Origin of the sequence: Flavobacterium sp. (assembly GCF_965262375.1) — a bacterium.
GTDB lineage: Bacteria > Bacteroidota > Bacteroidia > Flavobacteriales > Flavobacteriaceae > Flavobacterium.
The window spans coordinates 2,348,107-2,371,898 of record NZ_OZ253527.1 but is presented as its reverse complement, the minus strand read 5'-3'; the positions used below and the strand labels follow the sequence as shown (position 1 = coordinate 2,371,898).

At 32.7% G+C, this 23,792-nt stretch carries 14 protein-coding genes; 4 read left to right on the top strand and 10 right to left on the bottom strand.

Annotation, left to right across the window (positions count from 1 at the left end):
• Window positions 1-19: 19 nt before the first annotated feature.
• Entirely contained in the window at window positions 20-1,432 is a 1,413-nt protein-coding gene (gene rlmD, locus ACQY29_RS10940) for a 23S rRNA (uracil(1939)-C(5))-methyltransferase RlmD (RefSeq protein ID WP_428225220.1), read from the bottom strand.
• Between the two features lie 153 nt (window positions 1,433-1,585).
• Between rlmD and ACQY29_RS10935 the strand changes: the two genes are divergently transcribed.
• Window positions 1,586-2,926, top strand: coding sequence for a T9SS type A sorting domain-containing protein (locus ACQY29_RS10935; RefSeq protein ID WP_428225219.1), 1,341 nt, complete (start codon window positions 1,586-1,588; stop codon window positions 2,924-2,926).
• A 422-nt stretch (window positions 2,927-3,348) separates the two neighbouring features.
• On the opposite strand, the gene ACQY29_RS10930 is transcribed toward ACQY29_RS10935, so the two are convergent.
• From ACQY29_RS10930 to ACQY29_RS10920, 3 genes are all read right to left on the bottom strand, one after another.
• Window positions 3,349-5,568, bottom strand: a complete 2,220-nt coding sequence (locus ACQY29_RS10930) for a RelA/SpoT family protein (RefSeq protein ID WP_428225218.1) — start codon at window positions 5,566-5,568, stop codon at window positions 3,349-3,351.
• Window positions 5,569-5,639: 71 nt separating this feature from the next.
• Entirely contained in the window at window positions 5,640-7,178 is a 1,539-nt protein-coding gene (locus ACQY29_RS10925) for a serine hydrolase (RefSeq protein ID WP_428225217.1), read from the bottom strand.
• 11 nt (window positions 7,179-7,189) lie between these two features.
• The gene (locus ACQY29_RS10920) at window positions 7,190-7,975 is read right to left on the bottom strand and encodes a TrmH family RNA methyltransferase (protein WP_428225216.1); all 786 of its coding nucleotides are present in this window, start codon (window positions 7,973-7,975) and stop codon (window positions 7,190-7,192) included.
• 107 nt (window positions 7,976-8,082) lie between these two features.
• On the opposite strand from ACQY29_RS10920, the gene ACQY29_RS10915 reads away from it, so the two are divergent.
• Together ACQY29_RS10915 and ACQY29_RS10910 are read left to right on the top strand one after the other, a co-directional pair.
• Window positions 8,083-9,045 (top strand): FemAB family protein, encoded by a 963-nt coding sequence (locus ACQY29_RS10915; protein ID WP_428225215.1) that lies wholly within the window; start codon window positions 8,083-8,085, stop codon window positions 9,043-9,045.
• A 42-nt stretch (window positions 9,046-9,087) separates the two neighbouring features.
• Window positions 9,088-10,383 carry an O-antigen translocase gene (locus tag ACQY29_RS10910; protein ID WP_428225214.1) on the top strand — a complete coding sequence of 432 codons (1,296 nt, stop codon included), beginning with the start codon at window positions 9,088-9,090 and terminating at the stop codon, window positions 10,381-10,383.
• Here ACQY29_RS10910 and bla read toward each other — a convergent pair.
• From bla to ACQY29_RS10880, 6 genes are all read right to left on the bottom strand, one after another.
• The gene (gene bla / locus ACQY29_RS10905) at window positions 10,376-11,284 is read right to left on the bottom strand and encodes a class A beta-lactamase, subclass A2 (RefSeq protein ID WP_428225213.1); all 909 of its coding nucleotides are present in this window, start codon (window positions 11,282-11,284) and stop codon (window positions 10,376-10,378) included. The two genes, ACQY29_RS10910 and bla, sit on opposite strands and share 8 nt — an antisense overlap.
• 9 nt (window positions 11,285-11,293) lie before the next feature.
• On the bottom strand, window positions 11,294-11,974 hold the full coding sequence (locus ACQY29_RS10900) for a hypothetical protein (RefSeq protein WP_428225212.1): 681 nt from the start codon (window positions 11,972-11,974) through the stop codon (window positions 11,294-11,296).
• A gap of 217 nt (window positions 11,975-12,191) precedes the next feature.
• On the bottom strand, window positions 12,192-15,434 hold the full coding sequence (locus tag ACQY29_RS10895; RefSeq protein ID WP_428225211.1) for a LamG-like jellyroll fold domain-containing protein: 3,243 nt from the start codon (window positions 15,432-15,434) through the stop codon (window positions 12,192-12,194).
• A gap of 2 nt (window positions 15,435-15,436) precedes the next feature.
• Complete coding sequence (locus ACQY29_RS10890) at window positions 15,437-20,803, bottom strand: LamG-like jellyroll fold domain-containing protein (protein WP_428225210.1); 5,367 nt, start codon at window positions 20,801-20,803, stop codon at window positions 15,437-15,439.
• Window positions 20,804-20,821: 18 nt separating this feature from the next.
• A complete protein-coding gene (locus ACQY29_RS10885) occupies window positions 20,822-21,340 on the bottom strand; it encodes an RICIN domain-containing protein (protein ID WP_428225209.1) in 519 nt (172 codons plus the stop codon).
• A gap of 20 nt (window positions 21,341-21,360) precedes the next feature.
• Entirely contained in the window at window positions 21,361-22,677 is a 1,317-nt protein-coding gene (locus ACQY29_RS10880) for a hypothetical protein (RefSeq protein WP_428225208.1), read from the bottom strand.
• A gap of 391 nt (window positions 22,678-23,068) precedes the next feature.
• Here ACQY29_RS10880 and ACQY29_RS10875 point away from each other — a divergent pair, with 391 nt between their 5' ends.
• The gene (locus ACQY29_RS10875) at window positions 23,069-23,758 is read left to right on the top strand and encodes a Bax inhibitor-1/YccA family protein (protein ID WP_428225207.1); all 690 of its coding nucleotides are present in this window, start codon (window positions 23,069-23,071) and stop codon (window positions 23,756-23,758) included.
• Window positions 23,759-23,792 lie beyond the last annotated feature (34 nt).

Below are 23,792 nucleotides of genomic sequence, written 5' to 3'. Positions count from 1 at the left end.
CACTCTTTTATTTATTGACTTATTTTTTTTCAAGAAGAACTACATTTTCCACATGATGCGTTTGCGGAAACATATCAACAGGTCTTACTCGAGTTACTTTGTACATACGATCCATCAAAGCTAAATCACGGGCTTGAGTTGCCGAATTACAACTTACGTAAACCACTTTTTCTGGAGCAATTTTCAAAATTTGTTCCACTACATCAGCATGCATACCATCGCGTGGCGGATCAGTAATGATAACATCCGGGTGACCATGAGTACTAATGAATTCATCGTTGAAAACATTTTTCATGTCTCCTACAAAAAACTCACAATTGGTAATTTTATTGCGCTCTGCATTCACTTTTGCATCTGCTATTGCCTCTGGAACGGCTTCAACGCCTATAACTTTCTTAGCTTTTTTAGATACAAATTGCGCAATAGTACCTGTTCCTGTATACAGATCGTATACTAATTCATTTCCTGTCAAGCCTGCAAAATCTCTAGTTATTGCATATAATTCATAAGCTTGTTCTGAGTTGGTTTGGTAAAACGATTTAGCATTAATACTAAATTGCAAACCTTCCATTTCTTCCAATATATAATCTCGTCCTTTAAACAAAATAATATCTTGGTCATACAAAGTATCGTTTGCTTTTTGGTTAATTACATATTGTAACGAAGTTATCTCTGTAAAACGTTCTGCTAAGAAATTCATGATCAATTCAATGGCTTTTTGATTGTTTTCAAAAAACTGAATTAAAACCATGATTTCTCCCGTTGAAGCGGTACGGATCATTAGGGTACGCAACAAACCACTATGTTCACGTGGATTGAAAAAAGAAAGATTATTTGTATTAGCAAAATTTCTAATTTCGTTACGAATAGCGTTCGACGGATCTTGTTGTAAGTGACAGTTGTTAATGTCAAGAATTTTATCCCACATTTTCGGGATATGGAAACCTACTGCATTTTTATTGTCTAATTCTACAGCACTATTAATTTCTTGGGGAGTCATCCAGCGCGTAGAAGAGAAGCCAAACTCCATTTTATTGCGATAGAAAAACTGTTTTTCTGAACCCAAAATAGGTTCAAAATCAGGTAAATCTATTTTTCCTATACGCTTTAGGTTGTTTTCAACCTCTTGATGTTTATAAGATAGTTGTTGATTGTAGTTCATGTTTTGCCATTTGCAACCACCACAAACTCCAAAATGCGCACAGATAGGATCTACTCTATGTTCAGAATAAGAATGAAATTTGATGGCTTTTCCTTCATAATACGATTTTCTTTTTTTGAAAGTTTGCACATCTACTACATCACCAGGAACTACATTACTGATGAAAATTACTTGTCCTTCTGGAGCTTTTGCCACACATACGCCTTTTGCACCTGCATCAAGGACTTTAACGTTTTCGAATACGACTTGTTTGTTTCTGTTTTTTCCCATGCCACAAAAATACATATTTAAGACAAAAATCTATAAAGATTGTACTTCTTTGCATGAAATTAATGTTTTTTTAAAGTTTATTTTAAATTTTAAATGTAATATTGCCACCCCTTTAAAAAAAGAAATAGTTAAAGGGATAAATAAAAGTATATTATGAAAAACAATTATTTTAAGGCAAATGCTTTAAGAAGTTTGGGGGTTCTATTGTTGTTTAACATGGGAGCTTTTGCACAAGAAGAACGCCACAATGGTGTAATTAGATGTCATTCGACTGTTTATGAGCAACATTTGAAAGAGAAAAATCAAGGTAGATCAACGACAGCTGAATTTGAGAATTGGATAGCCAATAAAATTGAAAGCGTAAAAAATAAGGTAGGTAAAGAAGCTAAAGCTACTGTAATTAAGATACCTGTCGTTGTTCACGTAATTCATAATGGTGATGTCTATGGTACTGGCGAAAACATCAAAGATGAGCAAGTTATGTCTCAAATTCAGGTAATGAATGAAGACTATAGAAGAATGTTGAACACACCAGGTTATAACACAAATGCAGTAGGTGCAGATGTAGAAGTAGAATTTTGTTTAGCAAAAACAGATCCGAAAGGTAAATTAACAAATGGAATTGATCGTGTAAATCTTGGTATTGATGCATTTCAGGAAGCTGATGTTGAAAATAATTTGAAGCCTAATACGATTTGGAATCCTGAAGAATATTTAAATATGTGGACTTGCCGTTTTACAGGTGATCTGGATGGAGTATTAGGATACGCTCAATTTCCTAGTGATTCTGGCTTAGGAGGGCTAGACGCTGATGGAGGTTTAGCCACTACCGATGGTGTGATTGCTGCATACGATACCTTTGGTTCATCAACTATTTTCCCTGGAGGTACTTATAATGCTCCATACGATAAAGGTCGAACTATGACACACGAAGTAGGACACTGGTTGGGTTTACGCCATATTTGGGGTGATGGAACAAGTTGTACCACTAATACCGATTATTGTAATGATACTCCTGTGGCTAAAGCAGAAAATTATAATTGTCCTACAGGAAAAGATTCTTGTGCATCTAAACCTGGAAAGGATATGATTGAAAACTATATGGATTATACCGATGATACTTGTATGAATGTTTTTACGAATGATCAAAAAACGCGTATCCGTACTGTATTGTCTGTTTCTCCTAGAAGAAAAAATCTTGGAAGCTCAACGAAATGTTCTGTGCCTTTGGCTTCAGAAGAATTTGGCTACTTGAATAGTATCTCAATTTATCCTAACCCTACTGCAACAGAATTGTATATTTCGATGCCTGAGAATTTTGAATTACCTGATAAAATTAGTATCACAAATGCAATGGGGCAAATTATGGTCGTAAAAGAAACGGTATCAAACTCTGATTTAAAAATTTCAGTTGATAATTTCCAAAATGGAATTTATTTCTTGAAAATAGATAAGGATGGAAAAAATATTGTTCTGAAATTCGTAAAGAATTAATTTATTTTGCTATGTAAATGTCTTCAATTTAAATTTTCTAAAATTTTTAAATTGGAGTTTTAAAAAACAAGGCTCAGTTTATTATGATCTGAGCCTTATTTCAAATAGAGGTTATATACAATCAAACTATTTCAAAAATTAAAATGACATAAACATTTTAATTTTAAATAAATAAAGCTTTATGCAAGCAGGTATAATGTCTTTTTAATCCCACCCGCTTGATTTATAATGAGCTTGTCGATGTGCTATTTCTAACGATTACTTCCTTTAGGAATTCGACTACTTAATATTTTTCTCCGCTAATTTTTTATTTAAAGTTAATCCAAATTATTAAGGAATTATTATTTATAAAGCCTATTTTCTAAGTTTTAACTCGTATGCTATAACTAAAAAAATAGGCTTATAAATATTAAAAAAAAGTATTAATTAGTATACTCTCGTGTAACACGCTCTACACCATCAATTTTTTTGATATTATCAATCATTTTCTTTAGAACGGTGTTATTCGGCACAACCACAGTAACCGTACCTGTAAAGATACCTGCTTCTCCACTTAAAGCAATACTTTGTATATTTACATGCATATTGTTAGAAATCACTCTCGTAAGTTCATTAGTTAAACCTAAAGTATCCATACCTGTAATTTCTAAAGTTGCTTTGAAATCTTGTTGGGTAGAGTCAATCCATTTAGCAGGAATAATACGGTATGCATAATTAGATTGCATACTTATGGCGTTTGGACAATCTTTTTTATGAACTTTTATTCCTTCATTGATGGTCACAAAACCAAAAACTGCATCCCCAGGAATCGGATTGCAACAGCTTGATAATTTATAATCCAAGCGGTCTTGTTCAATTCCGAAAACTAATAAATCATATTTGTGTGTAATTTCATCTTTTTGGATGATTTCTGGATTTACATTTTGTCCCTTTTTTGATTTTCCTCTAAAAAAGTTGAAGAACGTATTGTTTTTTTGTGCTGCAAATAATTTTAATTGCTGATTATCTATAGAACCAATTCCTACGCGATAAAACAAATCTAAACTTGTTTTAAGTTTTAAATAGGCAACTAATTCGTTGACCGTACTTTCGTTGAAATTAATTTTTAAGTGCTTTAATTTACGAACTAAAATTTCTTTACCATCTTCGGCTATCTTTTTAGTGTTTTCATTTAAAACATTTCGAATTTTATTTTTGGCTCTCGAGGTAGTTACATAGTCCAACCATGTAATTGTAGGTTTTTGATGCACAGATGTGATAATTTCAACTTGGTCACCACTTTTGAGTTCATAGTTTAAGGGAACTAATTTGCCGTTTACTCTCGTTCCTCGAGTTTTAATCCCTATTTCTGAGTGTACCGCAAAAGCAAAATCTAAGGCTGTAGCTCCTTTAGGTAAGGATTTAATTTCTCCTTTTGGAGTGAATACGTAGATTTCTTTAGCATACAGATTCATTTTAAAATCTTCAACGAAATCAACCGCATTACTGTCAGCATTTTCAAGGGCTTCGCGTAAAAGATTCAACCAAGTGTCAAGTCCGCTTTCTTCAGTTGCGCCTTGTTTGTATTTATAATGAGCAGCATATCCTTTTTCTGCAATTTCATCCATACGCTCACTACGTACCTGAATTTCAACCCAACGACCTAAAGGCCCCATAACGGTTATGTGTAAAGCTTCGTATCCTGTAGATTTTGGTGAAGAAATCCAATCGCGTAAACGGCTAGGTGAGGGGCGATAATGGTCTGTTACAATAGAGTAAATTTTCCATGCCAAGAATTTTTCATCATGAGGATTAGATTTATAAATAATTCGCAACGCAAATTTGTCATAAACCTCATCAAAAGTAACCTTTTGAACTGCCATTTTTCTACGAATAGAATAGATAGATTTTGGTCTTCCTTTGATGATATAATCCACACCTTCCTCGTCTAACGATTTTTGTAAAACATCAGAAATGTTTTTAATATACGCATCTTGTTCTTGTTTGGATTCTTTGATTTTGCTAACAATATCGTTGTAAACCGTAGGTTCGGTATATTTTAAACCTAAATCTTCCAGTTGTGTTTTAATATTATACAATCCTAAACGGTGGGCAAGGGGCGCATAAATATATAAAGTTTCAGAAGCGATTTTGATTTGTTTATGCTCAGCCATTGATTCCATGGTTTGCATGTTATGCAAACGGTCGGCTAATTTGATGATAATTACTCTTACATCATCATTTAAAGTTAAAAGCATTTTCCTAAAATTCTCAGCTTGCATAGAGATATTCATATCTTTTTTTACCTGAGAAATTTTAGTTAAACCTGCAACGAGTTGAGCCACTTTTGGGTTAAAAGTCTTTTCAATTTCTTCTACCGTAACATCCGTATCTTCCACCACATCATGGAGCAGGGCTGCGGCAATTCCCGTCGCGCCTAAACCAATTTCTCCTGCTACAATTTTGGCAACAGCTATGGGGTGAAAAATATAGGCTTCTCCTGATTTTCTTCTTTGGTCTTGGTGTGCATCTACAGCAAAATCAAACGCTTTACGAATGAGTTTTTTGTCATCGTCAGATAAAGTTTGGTAACTTATACGAAGTAACTCTTTATATTCTTGCGCAATGGCTTTATTTTCTTTTTCAATATCTATTTCTACCATGGTCTTTGGGGTGTAAGTATTGCTTAAATGTAATAAAAATTGAATAAAAATCCAATAACTACCTGACTTCTTTATTTGGATGTCATTGTAAAATACAAATCCTGAAAATCATAACTAAAATCAGTTAATGGTGATATCGCTTTCATGGTTAAGCTTTTGTTTTTGTTGGTGTTATCTGTTTTTAATTCAATAAAAGCATCAGCTTCCATAGAACGATTATACCACTTTACAGCATAAGTGTTTTCTTTATAATAAAAAACTTCACCTGTTAGATTGGGTGATTTTAAAGACTTAAAAATGAAATGGTTGTTTTCAAAATTAATTTCAATGTCCCCAAACCAAACATCAGTATATTTCCCCACTAAATTTTGACATTTTTCTGCTTGAATTGCATTGTTTTTTTGTGCAGTATTCCAAACTTCGTCTAAAATTTTGTTAGCTTCATTGTCGTTAACCGCTGTGCTTTTTGAATATAAGCTGATATAGTCGATGTGAGGAACTTTTAAATAGGTGTTTTTTATAGTATTAGTAATGGTTTGAAATGCAGCACCCGATTGTTGATTGGTCAACACGATGATGCCTAAATTTATTTCTGGGATAAGGGTAACTTGTGTCACCATACCTTCTAAGCCACCTGTATGACTGACTTGTTTGTAGCCTTTCACATCGGTTATAAACCAGCCTAATCCGTAGGCACTGTAATGTGAATGATAAGGTGCTTTAGTGGTAGTGGGTATTAAGGTCTGCGGTGCCCACATTTCTTGGTGTTGTTTTTCACTGAAAAGGGTTTTATTCTCATATTTTCCCTTTCGGAGTTGGGTTTTTACCCATATGGCTAATTCGTCTATATTTGAAAAAATGCCACCTGCCGCATCCATAACCAGATTTTTGCTTTGTTTGGTTGTACGTAGTTTTTGGTCAATTAAAACGTGAGGGGTAACCACATTGGTAGTATCTTGAATGCGATGCCAAGAACCTTTGCTTTGGTTCATTTGCAAGGGAAGCATGATTTTTTGTTCGACAAATTCCGCCCAAGTCAACTGGCTCACTTTTTGAATAATTTCGCCTGCCACGATATACAAGAGATTGTCATAATCAAATTTTGACCTAAAACTAGAAACGGGTTTTAAAAAGCGCAAATTATGAACGATATCTTTTTTAGTAAAATGATTTCCTTCGGGCCAAATCATTAAATCTCCGGCTCCTAAGCCTAAGCCGCTTCGATGGGTGAGTAAATCGCGTATGGTAAATTCCTGGGTCACATAATCGTCATACATTTTAAACTCAGGAATGTATTTTACAACTTTATCATCCCAATCTAATTTGCCTTCATCTATTAAAATGGCTAAAGCTGTTGCTGTAAAGGCTTTACTATTCGAAGCAATACCAAAAAGCGTTTGTGTATCAACCGGTAATTGTGTTTTTATGGACCGTACGCCATAGCCTTTGGCATGGATAACGGCATTATCTTTTACCACTGCGACTGCCATGCCAGGTACGGAGAAGGTTTTCATGGTTTTTTGAACCAAGGCGTCTATTTCCTTCGTACTCATCTGAGCATGAAAGGTAACACTCAATAGGAGTACACTTGCTTGTATAATTTTTTTCATACGTTTAGTTTTTAAAATCCTCTTTGTCTTTTGGCTTCAAAAATTAAGATGGCCGCTGCGACAGAAACATTCATACTATCAATAGCGCCTTGCATGGGGATAATGATGTTTTGTGTCGAGGCTTCTCTCCAAGCTTCAGAAAGCCCTGTAGCTTCCGTACCTACCACTAATGCTGTAGGTTGCGTATAATCCTGCGTATGATAATAGGTTGAATTTTGCAAGGTTGCCGCGTAGAAATTGATGTTTTTCTCTTTTAAAAAAGAGATTATTTCCTCTGTAGTTCCTGTGGCAATTTGATTGGTAAAAATACAGCCCACACTCGAACGCACAATATTAGGACTGTACATATCGCTTTTAGGATTGGCAATAATCACAGCATCTAAGCTTGCCGCATCCGCCGTACGAAGCATGGCGCCAATATTTCCTGGTTTTTCAGGAGCTTCGGCGATTAAAATTAAAGGGTTTTGAGGCAATTGAAGGTCGCTCAAGGCAAAAGACTTCGTTTGTGCTACTGCCAAAACACCTTCGGTGGTATCGCGATAAGCTAGTTTTTGATAGACTTCTTTAGATATTTCAATAGTTTCATTGGATTGAAAAGTCGATAAATTGAAAGTGTTTGGGACAAATTCAGGACAAAGCAATATAGTTTCTATTTGGTATCCCCCTTTGACAGCTAATTCGATTTCCCGAACGCCTTCTATGAGGAAAGTGCCTGTTTTCTTGCGTTCTTTAGCTTTTTCTTGCAGTTGTACTAAGGATTTTATATAGGGATTTTGAACGGATGTGATTTGTTTCATTTATAGAATGTAGAATAAAGATTCAAAAATAATTAAAAAAACAGAATTGTTAAAATTTGTATTTCGCTTTAAAATATATACTTTCGTCAATTCGATTTATAAAAGTTTTGATAAAAGTAATTAAATATAATGTCTCTTATTTCAAAGTTTGGAATGAATTTATAACAGATTCTAAAAACGCTACTTTTTTATTCCACCGAGATTTTATGGAATATCATCAAGACCGTTTTGACGATTATTCATTACTGGCATTTGAGGGTGAAAAATTGGTAGCTGTTTTACCAGCCAATAGGGTAGAGGATGAAGTTTATTCGCATCAAGGTTTGACGTATGGAGGATTTTATTTTGCACCTAAATTAAAAATAATTGAAATAGAAACCATTTTGAGTAGTATTTTTCAATTTTTAAAAAAGGAAAAAATAAAGAGATTAGTCGTTAAAAACATTCTCCCTTTTTACGAAGTGGAAGCCCAAGGGGTAAGTTTTTTACTCATGAATCGTTTTAAAGCTCAATTAATCAAGCGTGAAATGAATTTGATGATTGATTATAAAATGCCTTTGAAAATTTCAAAAAGTAAACTGAAACATTTTCGCAAAATAGCTAAATTAGGTTTAGAAATTCGACAGGACAATGATTGTACACCTTTTTGGAATTTAGTACTGTTGCCTAGACTTGAACAAAAATATGGTACAAAACCTGTACATTCTTTAGAAGAAATTAATGCACTGATGTACACTTTTCCAACTAATATTTTTCAATATTCGGTATATTTTAATGATGAAATTATTGCAGGTTTAACCCTCTTTATCAGTAAATATGGGATAAAATCGCAATATGGTGCCACAACTGCTTTAGGCGTAAAATATAGAGCGCTGGATTTTTTGTTTATCAATTTGATTGAGAATTTTAAAAATCAAGGCTTTAGTTTTTTTGATATGGGAACTGTATCTGAAGATAATGAAAAAGGGTATAACGAAGGATTATTACAGCAAAAATTAGAATTAGGTTGTAGCATTTTTAATCAAGACAGATTGTTACTAAACCTGAATGAATTAAAGGATTTGAACTAATTGTTTTAATCATTTGTACAAACATTTATAAATAGAAATTTGATGGAACGTTTTAAAAGGTTAAAACAATCTAAATTATTAAAGTTTTCTTCTTTAAATGCTATCAATGTATTTATAAAAATTGGGGCAGGTGTAATATCTGCTAAACTTTTGGCATTATTTGTAGGGCCTATTGGAATTGCTTTTATAGGTAATTTCAGGAATTTTATGAATTCGTTAGAGACGATGGTTGGTTTAGGTTTTCAAAATGGTATTGTAAAATATGTAGCAGAGCATAAGGAAGAACCTAAAAAATTAGCAAAAGTAATTTCAACTTTATTAATATCACTTTTAGTAACCTGTTTTTGTGTTAGTCTTTTGCTGTTTATTTTTGCTAATACGTTGAATCGTTACATTTTTGGAATTGCAAACGATTTTGTATATCTCTTTTACACACTACCTGTTTTACTTCCTTTTTATTTGGCAGCAATTTACATTACCTCTATTATAAACGGTTTTGGAAAAAGTAAAGAAGTACTTTATATAAATATTATAGGAAATGTATTAGCCTTAGTTATAACAACCGTATTGGTAACAAATTATCAAATAAAGGGTGCGCTGTTAGCATTAATCGTTTCACCAGCCCTATTATTTGCAGTTACATTGTTTTATTTGAACCAAATTTTTAAAATAAAAACAGTTATTCATTTTAAATTATTTGAATTTGAAATTGTAAAAGTACTATCACAATATTTTTTAATGGCACTGGTTTCAGGAGTTTTAGGACCTATAGTTGCCCTTGCTATACGAAATCATTTGATTGAAATTTCGGGTTTAACTCATGGTGGTTATTGGGAGGCCATGCAACGAATTTCTTTTTATTATTTTATGTTTATCAGCGTTTTGGTTTCTGTTTATTATTACCCACAATTGATTGAAGCCAAAAATAACAAGGAAACGAATGCCGTTTTTTGGGATTATTATAAAAAAGTTATTCCTGTTTTTGTGGGATGTATGATTGTTTTTTTTCAATTAAAATATTATTTAATAACTTTTTTATATTCTGCAAAGTTTATACCTGTAGGAGAATTGTTTATTTGGCAAATTATAGGTGATGTGTTTAAATCGATTTCACTGATTTTAGGAATGCAGTTTTTTGCAAAAAAAATAACCAAAGCCTTTATTATTACTGAACTCATTTCATTAGCAGTAAGTTACTTTTTTAGTGTGTATTTTATTGATAATTATGGCTATACAGGTGTTGCAATGGCTCATACTTGTACCTATATTCTTTATGTTTTAGTATTGAGTATCTATTTTCGAAAAATCTTATTTTTTTCAAAATCAAGAATTAATTAGCCGATTGATTAGTATAAAAATCATATGCCGCTTTTGTAATATCGGCTATGATTTTGTCGTTAGCACTTTCGTTTTCTTGTGAATGATTTACAAATACACTGATTATAAAGTGATTTCCATTAGGTAGAAAAACGACACCTATATCGTTAATAGCTTCAGTTATACCCTCATCACTAGTTCCAGAAGTACCTGTTTTATGTGCAACAATAGTCCCCTTAGGTAATTGCCCTTTAATGCGGTTAGGTGCTGTTGAAGTGGCTTTCATTGTTTGCCAAATAAAATTATAACTTTCTTTAGAAAGTAAGTGGTTTTGAGAATTATAAAATTTTTGTAATATTAAGCTTGAAGTTTTTGGAGTCATCCAATTTTGGTACATATTTTCCCAATTTGCTTGCATTTTTTCCTCATTGAGTTGAATATCAAACGCTACAAATCCGTGTTTCTTCAAATATTGGGTAATGACTTTAGGTGTACCTAAGAGATCAATCAAAACATCACAGGCCACATTATCACTTTTAGCCACAGCATATTCTATTAATTGAGCAATAGTAAATACCCCACCTTTAGGATTATTTTCTCGAAGAGGGCTCCATAAATTGGGTAACAAATCTTTAGCTGTAACTTTTATTTTTTGTTGCAATAAAAGATTGCCTTTGTCTATTTCAGACAAAATTGTCAATGCTAAATGAAATTTAAATACACTTTGCAATGGAAAATGCTTGTCTGCGTTTATGGCTATTGGGTTCTTTATATCGGGTGGAATAATATAAACCCCCACTAATGCATTTTTATTTACAATAATTTGATTTATTTTTCCTTGTAAATCTTGTTTCGTTTGACTTTTGCATGAAATACCCAATAAGAAGCATAGGGGTAAAACAAATGAATAAATTTTTTTCATGGTATGTGTTTAATTTTGTTCGCTTAATAGGACAAATTTATAAAAAACATACAAAGCGGCTGTATTTAAAATGATACTAACGGGCTCAAAAAGACCATCAAATTGATAATATTTCTGGAGCAAGAAGATTAAATTTTGCATTACAAAAAGAATAATACTTACCAGTAATAATGCATTTTTATTATTGTAATCATTATGATCTAAATAATAATTAGATAAAGAAATGCCTCCTAGAAAAGACATAAATAAACTATTTAGAAATAAAGAAAAAAAGCCAAGTGAAAACAATTCCTCTGCTAAAAAAATCATATACAAATAAAAAAACAAAAAAGGTATTGAAGCAATAATAACAGGAAATGCTTTAATTCCTTTTATGGATTTATATACTAAAACTACTGTAAAAAGGCGGTTAAAAAGATAAGCAACCATCCCGTAGGCTAGAAATTTTTGATCTTTGAGTTGAAAAAGATAGTTGCTTATAATGACAAATACAAGTACACCTAAATAGATACTGTTTTTTTTTGAACTACTATATAGGTATAAAATAACCAGAATAAATAAGCGTATAGTACCACTAAAATTAAGGATAGGGTGTATTTTGAAAATCTCATTGATTAAAAACAAAAAGGCTGTACCAAAATAAGCGAAGCTAATTTTTTCAATAGTCCTTATGTTTAACGAATTTTCCATGGTATATTTTTGAAACTAATGGCATAAAATTGTATTGACATTCCCGAAAAAATAAGGGGCAACCAAATAGACAAGTTATTATCAAATTTAACAAAATTTATTTCGTTATTTTTATTTTTTTATGGAATTGATTGTAGTTTTATTTCTACAAAGGTTGTAAAATTAAAAGCCTGTTGGCAAGATACCAACAGGCTTTATTTTATAAAGTGGTTTAAAATTATTTAACAATCACTTTTAATGTTTCAGTAATAGTATTTGAACTCAAATGTACAATATAAGTACCTGACGGTAAATTATATGTTTGTTTATCTAATTCAATATACTGAATTGTGTTAGCAGTTATAAAGCCTTGGTAAAGCGACACAACTTTTGCTCCTGTCAAATTAAATAATTCTAAATTGTACACGGCTGATTGCGAAGGCATCAAACTAATCATCGCTTTATCAACTATTGGATTTTGATCAATAGCTAATAATTGCTTAGTGGTATTCACATCATTTTTCAAATGTAGCGAATATGATTTTTGAGTACTTCCTATGAAAGTATCATTATTAAAAGCTAATTCTTCTTCTAAATGATGGGTCGTATCAGCTGTAATTAATTCAAAATTTACTTTTTCGTTAGTATGACCATAAACAGTCATATAATAGCGCGTTTCGCCTGCAATGACAATAGGTTTTGCAATGCCTCGGTATTCACCATTAACTTTAGCAACTAGAATCATATCAGCTGCCAGTTGTGATAAATCACCTCCTATAGTAGCCGTAACCGCCATGGTTTGTGGATAAGCACGATCATTAACTTTAATTCCTTTTGCTGTTGCACGATTCAAATATTCCAAATCTATTTCCTCATTAGCAATGTCTGCACTAGGAATTTGAGATGTAATTTTTGCACTATTAGTGTAGCCAGAATAATTTAAAATTCCATTATTAGCCATTCTAATTCTATAGGCTTTACTTGGAATTAAATGCGTTAATGTTCCTGTCCAGCCCGTATCAGTTAATTCTGCAAAGCCTTCACGACCTGAAATACGGTCTCCTATACTAAATTTGTTTGATAGGGAACGTAAACCATATGTCATACTGTACATGGTTTTAGGCAAATATCCCACATAATTGTCAGTATAAATATTATTAATTTTACCAGTAATAGTGATATCCGTTTTTAGTGGCGCATCCATACCTTCGGCCATAATCAATTTGCTAGCAGTGGAATATACTTGATAAGCTTTTTTATAATCAAGTGTTGTTAATGTACCACTAGGCATACCGTTAGCATCAAAGACTGCCTTTTTAGTAGTACCCAGTTCAAGTATTTCGTCACCTTGTGACATCCCTTTGATGGCAGTAATAGGCAAACTATTATTGGAATCAACTACATTGAAAGTAACCCATTGGTAACCATTTAACACAGGAATACGACGAATGATTTGATTTCCTGTCACAAATGGTACAGGTTGATTTATAGTACCCTCGGTATCAACTTCGTTAAGCATATAAGATTGCGTTAGCCCCACATATTCTTTACACTGCGAATCGTCCCAAACATGAAAGGTTAATTCTCCTTGTTCTCCTTGATTATAGAAAACATCAAGTATAACAACTGGTTTACCGTTGAATTTAGAAACATTTGCCACTCCACGAATTTCGTTATTGTAATACGCCACTACTTTATCATTAGTATCTAACGACAATTCATCAGCTATGGAAAGTTGTCCCGTAAATTCTTTCATTAATGCATAGGTCGCATTATTAAAATCATAAGTAGGAGCTTGGCAATTTACTGTCAATTCTAAATTAAAGTATTCATACCCTGTTTTTTCACCTGCTTCATTATAAGTAATTACACCAATATTAGCAAAATAGGTGCCTTTGTTCAAATAAGCAGAAGTATTAAACGTAAGTTTTTTCTCGAAACCAGCATTTAAACTTGTAGCAGTATTTAAGGCTACATTACTACATTTTAGCCATTCTGGTAAGGCCTGCAACTCGAATGTAGCATTACTACCTCCATTATTCTTAATCCATGCCTCGACAGTAATAGATTGTCCCATGTTTTGTGATGCACTTATGTTAGCTTTTGACCATGTAACATTGTTCTTGTTGATAGTAAACGACCAACTCGCACCGTTTACAAAATTACCATCTATCCCCTTAATTTTATTAGGAGCAATTACAGCCGTAAGTTTTGCACCTTCTAAATAATATTCTTGGAAATTAAGTGGTGAAATTATTATTTGTGTTTTGGTAACGTCGGTACTAACACTAACTGGAATATCCTGAACTAATTGCTCAATGGTTAGAGGAGCAGCCATGTCGCCATCTATCCAACTGATTCCTTGGGCTGTACTTCCTTTAGTATTTCCTGTATAATCTCGTACAGCTTCTTGAATTCCGTCTATCATTAATGCATTATTATCTAAGGTATAGTAAGCATTTAAACCCGTTTCATTTCCTAACAATTGACGATTTTTAAAGGACATAATTTGTGCTTGTGAGCGCATGGTATTCCAAATACGTATTTCGTCCATTTGTCCTAAGAAACCTTCATTGTTATCCGAACCTGCAACAACTAAATTATTAATGTTAGGTAGCAGTTGCGTTTGGTCGGCATTGAAATTGGTTACCGAATGGGCTAGTTCACCATTGAAATAAAAATTAATTGCATTCGCTCCATCATGTACTACTGCTACATGAGTCCATTCGTATTGTGCAATTGCCTTATTGGTATTAAAATTAGTTGTACCACTTTGATAATTAATTTTCCCATCAGGTTGTAAACTTAATTTATAGTTATTTCCTTTCCCTATTAAATTAGTTCCGTTTGATATGGGATAACTAGATGGGTTTACCCAAAACTCAATAGTGTATGCCCCTTTAAGGTTTAAGAATTCACCATGAGGAATAGTAATTTGTGCGCCTTTGGTCTTAAAATCAACAGCTGTTAATTTTTTAGGAGCACCACCAAGAGTTCCTCTTAATGCGATATTTAGAGCAGATAGAGTAGTAGGATCTAAAGGTTTATTATATGTTGCAGTAATACTTCCTGTTTGTAAAATCCCTCCATCTACTGGAGTTGTTTCTAACAATTTTGGTGCTTCTCTAGAAATAATCCCATAAACATAAGCAGTTGGAGTATTTTTTCTCCACGATTCGGTTCCTAACCCACATACTGGAGTTAAACGGAATCCGTATTCCCCATTGGGAATCCCCGATACGTCTAATGCGATACGGAAAGCATTTTCCTTATACGATTGCTTTAATTCTTCTACTTTGATAGAACGGATTAATTTAGCTGAATTATTATCTTTCAAAGCATACTCAATATCAACAGCTGTTAACGTTTCAGGTAAAGTAACAACACCCTCTTTAACTGTTACACCTGGAATAGTGAAAGCAAATTCTTGTTTGTTCTGATTCTCAGCATTTACTACCCAATTTGATTGTGGTGTGCTCATTGCTAATCCAGAAATACAAGTCCGTGAAATTGAGCCGTAAGGTACAAATAGTCGATGCTCTTCATGTTAGAGGCTTCATAAACGTCAGCATTGTGTGTGTAACCTATATCGTTATGTTCTTCACAAGGAACTGAAAATGCTAATTGAATATCTTTATATTCTGCTTCAGTACGGGTGTCATTAGCATTCATTTTGATTTCAACTGTTGCTGCAATTTCTTGCTTTATCCCTGTTGGCGATGATGGATCAGGACCAAAAGTAAATAAGGCTCCATTAGCAGACGAACCGTTTATAGTTACAGAAGCACCATAAGGATTAGAGGTAATAGGTACCGATAATTTATAGGTCTTAGACGAATCCTGATTATCTGCAGTTTGTGTATTACGTAATTTGATATTGTATTTTAAAACTTCGGTATTTAATCCATTAGCAATGGTTGCACTTTCAGCTACAATTTCAACACCATTTCTTAATTGCGTACCTTTTTCAGCTGGACATGAACTTTTACCAGCAATAGTTTTGAAAATAGGGGAGGCATCTTTATAGTAAGGGTCTTTTTTTACTTCAATAGCAAAACGATCGCCAGCATCGTTATCAGATAATTTGAACTGACTTAATGTATAATCTGTTTCTGCATTGCTGTACCCACCCCCAGCACCAATATTAACTATGTTTTTATACTCAATTTCGGTACTAACTGTTCCTAATTTTCCTTTGATATTTGTTTTATATCCTAAGTCAAAAGAGGTATCAAAATCGATACTATTTGTTGATACATTTGATTTTAAAATACTAGCTGTAGTGGTAGCTCCACCACCGTCAAAACTTCTGTTTTTATCAAAACTCTTATATTCAGAATAATTAGCCCAATTATAAGTAGATGTGTTTACAGTAGTTGGTAAACTATTGAATTTTTCAACTAAAAATGGATAATTTTTCATGTATTCATAATCCGATTTTTTATAATCGTTGAGTGTATAGTCATTTCTTAATAAAACTTCTATCCATTTTAAAACAGAATTTTCATATGAATCTTTTTTATTACTGTCCGTTTCTTGAGTATAAGCCGTTAATAAATTGGGAATCATATTTTTTTGAATATCATAGTAGGAATGTACAAATACGTTTTTTATACGATTGTCTAATACTTGTGCATCGGTTTGATAATCAATAGCACAACGTGTAGTGTCATAACGTAATACTTCACCTCTTCCCACAGTAATAAGATAACCTTTTCCTACAAAAAGATCCGCTTTTTTACCTACTAAATTTTCGGAAGTAGATGTAGTGATATCCGTAAAAGTCTCGGTTTCAGTTACCGTAGTACCATTGTAAACTGCTGTAAATTTGAACCCGAAATCTAGTCCGCTAGTACCATTCACTTCAGAAGCAGTAATTGAAGTACCTACTCCCATAACCGTATAAATAAAGTCTTGCTTGTATTCGGCACCCACTTTGTTTACCATAGCGTGCGTATATCCTAAGGAGTTTTTCCATTTTCCGGTAGTAACGGTTTTAGAACCTTTCTTTAAAGTAGCGCTACTTGCATCACCTGGAGGGTCATGTACAACCATATCTACAATAGGATCATCTATAGTAAAATCACTTTGATTCATCTTAGCACCTTCAACAAATCCTTTTACGGTTATTATTTTACTTCTGCTATCCTGTGCCGTTTGTACAGTTAGTGTTCGTAAAAACGGTGCAATGAAGTTAGGTGCATCAACATAGGTTGTAAATACAGAGCGACCTTGTTGATCTGTAGTACCCGTTACTGAAGTTGTTCCGTCTGGCATTTTTAGTAAATCTCCAGAAAAAGTGATGTTTGCATTAGGAACTAAGCATTTTTGATCGCCATATTTCTCATAAGCTACTGCTTGAAATAATACCGAATTACCTTCCTTTAAAACATAAAAATCATTTGAATTAGGCGAAGCGGAACATGCTTTTTGAATTAATTCAAAATCTTCAGTTTTCAAATCTTTAAGAGGTGTAGTTATTTTAGTATCCTTAACTACATAGGCATTTACTTCTACCAATAGTGGTGAGCGGTATTCAAAATCATAAATTTTCCAACCTTTAGTTAAATCAATAATTGGAGATACTAATTTAATACTTCCATCAGCATTAGTCAACGTAACTTGATATTGACCAGGAACTAAATCATCTACTTTGAATACTTTATTATCCAAGTCAAAGTTTTCAGCTCCAATGGTTTTTGCATAAGGTGTAGCAACAACATCGGTACGTTTTATAGTTCCAGTTAATACGCCAATGTTATTATCACATGGTACAACAATATTTCCTATAAATCCATAACGCGTGGTCATTTCAAAATTTACCGATGTTAAAGGATCTACTACATTTAAATTGTAATTTGCACTACCTATAGTAGGATTATATAGCGCATTAGAGGCTATGTATGCGTAATTATATTTTTTAGAGCAGTTGTATTTTGAATTTGTATCAATTTTAGCTGATTCCTGTAATACTAAATAATTGTCAAAACCTGATTTAGTTTTAGATATTAGTCGAGTTCCTTTTTCTTGATCCATTTCAAAAGCTAAATCAATTGTAGTAGTCTCATTTGTTATGATTTCACCGTTTTTGATTGCTCGTAACTCTGCTTCAGAATAATTTTTATTTCTTATCTGAAGATTACTGATGTTTGAAACACAATTTTTAGTAATGACTCCCAAATCATTAACTGTAGCTCCTGTATAAACTATTTCATTTGTAAAAGCAATAGAATTGATGCTTCCTGTTTTGTAATCGTCATTAACTAACAAACCATAATTTCCTGATGGAGCAATGCTGAGACTGAAAAAGTTAAAGTCATTTGGAATGGTTATTGCACTTTCTGCTTGCAAATTACCATTGTACCAAAATTGGATTGTATTGTTATTCACTAAAAATACAGAAAACTTACCCCAATCGATCAGACTTTGAATTTCAGGTTGGTAATTAGGTAGTTCTGCTGAAGAATATGGCTTTACAGCAGCAGAAAAAGTAATCCCATTACCGCTAAAAGCATAACTTTTTTTAGTACTAGCATATCCGTTACTTATGGCTTTACCGTTCTCAATTGTTGGTGAAAAAGAAATACTATTCAAAGTCTTGTTTTCCGTCAATTCTGGATTATAAACCTCAATAGTATGACGCCCTAAAGAGGAAGAAACGCTATATACGCCATCAATGTTACTTTCTAAAGTTGTACCAACACCTAATAATGGTTTTCCATCTATAGCTATTTTTTTTCCTGCGGGTACTGGATAGTTTACACCATTTACTTTATAAAGAATGTTTCCAGCGATAGGCAATTCAGAAATATCTGTAAAATTTGCAACTTTACTGTAATCTGAAGCCAGTGTAGACTGTTTTATAGTTACTCCAATAGTAGCAGGACGAAACTCATGATTAGGTTTAAGTGCTACAACATTATAGTCGTTACCATTAGCAGATTTGCTAAACAAGGTATTAAAATTATAATTTCCATTAGCATCTGTAAAAGTTATATATTTTAAGTTCGAAGGTTGTGTAGTAAAACTTAACGCTTTTTCAGATTTTCCTACATAACTTCCTCTAGAGTTTAAGGCATGGTTATAAATTTCGTTGGTACCCGTAAAGTCAAAACTATAGGCAATAGCTAAGTTTTTTTCGTCAGAATCAACTACGTATTTAGCAAATTTAGCAACGTCAGCAGGCGATTTCTTTTCGCTCCATACACGAAATTCATCAATAGCATAATCGTACCCTGCTGTGTAATTCAGATAGGCATTCATATCTATAGCAGAAGTATTCCAAAAATAAGCTTCAGGTGCTGAGCCTATAGAGATACCATCTTTAAAAACTTCAATACCATTAGCTCCTAAGGTAAATGCATAATGATGCCAAGCTGTATCTGCCGTCCCTAGTGCAAAGCTTTTACTATTCGAATTTCCCCAATTTAAGATAACAGTACCAGGCAACATATTAATTTCGGTAGTCGCTAATTTGAATACCGTATTTGCCATTGTAGCAGTGGTATTTCCATTTTTGTACCAGAATTCGATAGTAGTATTGTTGTTTTCCGTAAATAATTGGCGATCTAAAATAGTAACTTTAGCAGCTCCTTTACTAAATGCAAGTGCAGCACCGTTAATACCTGAATTAGGAGCGCTTAATCCTATTTCAATTCCTACTTGATCAACATATACATCGGATTGCGTTTTTACTAAACCCGTAATGGAACCATTAGGAAAAATAAAACCTAATCCGTTAGCTGTTCTAAAGTTTGTCCCCCCTGAATTGTTACCTTCTACCTTATAGGTGTACAGTGTTCCGGGTAAGACATCGGTATCCACAAAATTTAATTGTTCACCTACTTTGTTTGCAATATTACTTAGAGTTCCTATTTTCAAACCATCTCTATAAATGGTATAATAAGTAATTTCTCTAGCATGAAACCATTGAATATCAATTTTATTATTGTATTTACCTTTAGAAGCATTTACAACAATATCTTTCAATTCTTCAATGGGGTTTGTATAGCTTGTATTTATATCAGCAAGCGTTTTATTAATTTTAGTATTTTTAATAGTAGCCGTGATTTTTGCAGCTGTGGGATATCCTGCTTTCTGAACTGTATTTGTCCAAGTCGCTATGCTCAATTCTGGCAATTGTACTGTAACTTGTGGAGTAGTTGCAGGTCCTGAATAATTAGCGATCAAACCATTTTCAACTTGAGTATTTATGGCTGTTGCATTATAATTAAAATAGCTTATAAAACGATTCAAAGCGAGTTGCTCATCCGTTTTACTTGTATTCCAAGCTCTTATTTCAGTAAGCATAATTTCATCAGTTACTTGCCCTTTTGTGAAATAGATATTGCTTTTTGTGGCTATTTCTATTCCATTAAAAGAGGTAACTCGCACACCATCAACATAGATTGCAAAATTATATTTATCAGTTCCATACCCTTTTGAAAGAGTTATGGCAAAATGTTGCCAAACACTAGCTACAGGTAAGCTTGAAGGATTAATTGTATAGCTCGTGTTAATTTGTGCACTTACAATCGCTATTTGACCTTTCTGAAAAGTAAGGCTAAATTTTTTGTTTTGAGGCGCATCAGTAGTGAGTACCAGTTTTTGACTGTTACTAGGAAATTTTGCCCAAAACTCTAAGGTGCCTTGTCCTATTGTTCCTTGATCTAAAACCATAGTTTTAAGATCAATGTTAGTGTCAAGGAACGAATAATGGTTGGCATCGCCATACATTTTTAATACTGACATTTTATCGGTACTAGTTTGTGCCCAAATAAAATTCAGTTGCAAAAAGCATAGCAATATCCAACTCAATTTTGTAATTGAGGTAAATATATTTTTTTTCATATTTTTTAAGTCAAGTAATTAAAACGTGTTGCTTATTTTTTTGATTTTGAAACGATAAGCATCCCCCTTAGTGTCAGAATTATTAGTTAATCCCCAGTTGACACTTTGTACTTCCTTTATAATTAAGTTTTGATTTTCAATATGCAATGCCCTTTTAGGAATTAAAGGATTCACAATAGCTACATAGGGCAGACCAAAATATTGTATTTCCCATTGATAGCTCAAATTAGAAGTATCTGTAGTTATATCTTTATATTCTATAACACCGTTATTGCGTCTCAAATACAAATTGTTTTTTTGAGCAGCAATTAGATATACATATCTAGGATCTTCAGAAGGTTTTATGATAAAGCCATCAAAATAGGTATCTGTATCCGTAGTTGCTTTTTCAACAATAACCGGCTTCAAGGTTTCCTTATTAATGCCTATTACATTTTTTTTAGTACTACTTTCTTGATAAAAGACATAAAGGTTAGTATCCTGTGCTTGTAACCAACTATAGCAACAGCATAGCAAAATTGTTATAAATGTTTTCATTTTAAATGCCTTTAGTCCGTTTATTTTTGCAATGCAGTTTTTTGCTCAATTTGATCTAAACGTTTCATCAAACTTTCAATCATTTTTTCCAGCGATTTGATTTTATCGTTTTGTTGAATCGTGTACAAGGTTAGTTCTTCAATTTTTTCAACCATTTTTGTACTCAATTTTGTCACGTCTAAACCTGATGCTATCATTTCTTTTTCAGAAGGAATATTAGGCAAATGTTTGTGTGAGTTAATATAAGTAGCAACTTCTTCCAAAGGCATTAATTTGTAGGTATCTTCAAAAACATAGTCAGGAAAACTTCCAATACTTAAAATTACTTTATCGGTTTGTATACCACCATTTTTAAAAATTCTAAGCGTTTCTTTCGAATCTGTAGCACCCGTTGCACTATAAAATACATGATCATTATTAGATTGGTAACGTAAAGTACCCGCATTAGTTCCAAATCCATAAAATTGATGATCATTAGAGGCATCTTCCCATAATACAATTTTTTTAGTATTATAATTGTTTGCAAATTGTAATTCTCCATTAGGAGTAATAGTTCCTAATCCTAATTTTCCACTGTTAGAAACAACCATTTTATCTTGATTACCAACTCTAAAACCGATATATCCATCGTTAGTGTTTTCTTTATTAATAACCGTATATTTACCATCATTACTACTAGCTAGAGTAAAAGTCGTATTGGTTTTTTTAGCATTATTAGCAATACTTGCCCATGAAGTTCCAAGTCCCACATCGCCTATAAATAAATTACTGATTAAAGCATTGTTTTTTACATGTAAATTTTGTTCAGGTGTGGTAATACCACCAATTCCTACATTTCCTGAACGTGCAATTCTCAAACTTTCGCGGGAGGTACTTTCGTTCACTACATTATAAAATACGTGATCTTTAGTAGCTTGATATCTTAGCGCTGCATCGTTAATACCAAAACCACTAAATTGTACATCGTTATCAGCATCTTGCCATAAAATTAATTTGCGATTATCCATAGTGTTAGGAAAATGTAGTTCAGCCCTAGGATTGCTTACATTACCTAAACCTACATCTCCATTTTCTTTCACTCTAAAAATTTCGGTACCATAAACGTCCCAATTCGTTCCACTGGTTACATTTAAAGCTAAACGATCTGTAAAATTTGAAAAAGTAAATGCTTTTTGATTGGTTTGTAAACGGATTTGTCCCCAATGGTTCGTTGCATCTTTATTAACTAATAAGTTGTCATAATTGCTCCCCCAGTCAGCACCTACCGATTGTGCATTTGCTGTTGTAATAAATGCCGTTAATGCAAGGGTTGTTCCTAATAATTTTCTTTTTTTCATTGTTATGTAATTAAGGTTATTGTTTGTATTGTAAAAAATTGCTTTTTACTCTAGTATCAGACGTAAGTGTGTAAAAAAACTTTCGGTTTTTTTTACATTTTTTTTATTTTTCAGAGTGATTACAAACAAAAATCTAGTTATTGTTATATAATTAAACTTAAAGTTATTTTTAAACAGAGCTTGTAACTTTTTGATTATAAGGCAAAATTAAGTTTGTAGAAAAAATTCTACGGTTATTATTATTGCAAATGCTAGTATTAATATTGCATAGACTAATCAGGAAGAAATTCATCTACCAACTTTTATATTTAAAGAAAAAATGACTAAAACTGAGTTTCATTTTTTGAAATCAGGATTTAATTGTATATTCGAAAAACTAAAAATTTCACTTATGTATTCACAAAACGACTTAGTATCAAGAGTTTCTCAGGTTGAGCAAGCTGAATTTTTCAAAAAAACGTATCTACATGTGGCAGGTGCTATACTTGCATTTGTAATGGTGGAGACTTTTTTAATTAATTTTCTTCCTGAAAATTTAATTTTTACTATGCTAGGCGGTAAATATGTTTGGCTTTTTATTTTGGGTTTATTTTGGTTAGGATCAACTTTATCAAATAATCTGGCATTTCATCCTTCTCAACAAAAACAATATTTAGGGTTAGGTTTATATGTAATTTTAGAAGCAATCATTTTCTTACCCATGATAGCCTTAGCCACTGTTTATTCAGATTCAAATGTGATCATGCCAGCTGCAATGATTACTTTATTTATGTTTTCAGGTTTAACAGCTGTGGCATTATTTTCTAAAACTGACTTTTCATTTTTGAGAACTATTATCACTATTGGTGGTTTTGTTTCTTTAGGAACTATAGTAGCAGGTGCATTGTTTGGTTTCAATTTAGGATTATGGTTTTCTGTAGGAATGGTTGTTTTAGCCTCAGGAAGTATACTCTATCAAACGCAGCAATTAAAAGAACAATATACGACCAATCAATATGTTGGAGCTTCGTTACAATTGTTTGCATCTATTATGCTTTTGTTTTGGTATGTCTTACGTATTTTATTAAGCAGAAAAGATTAAATAATATATCCAAATACTTAAAGAGAGTCCGTAG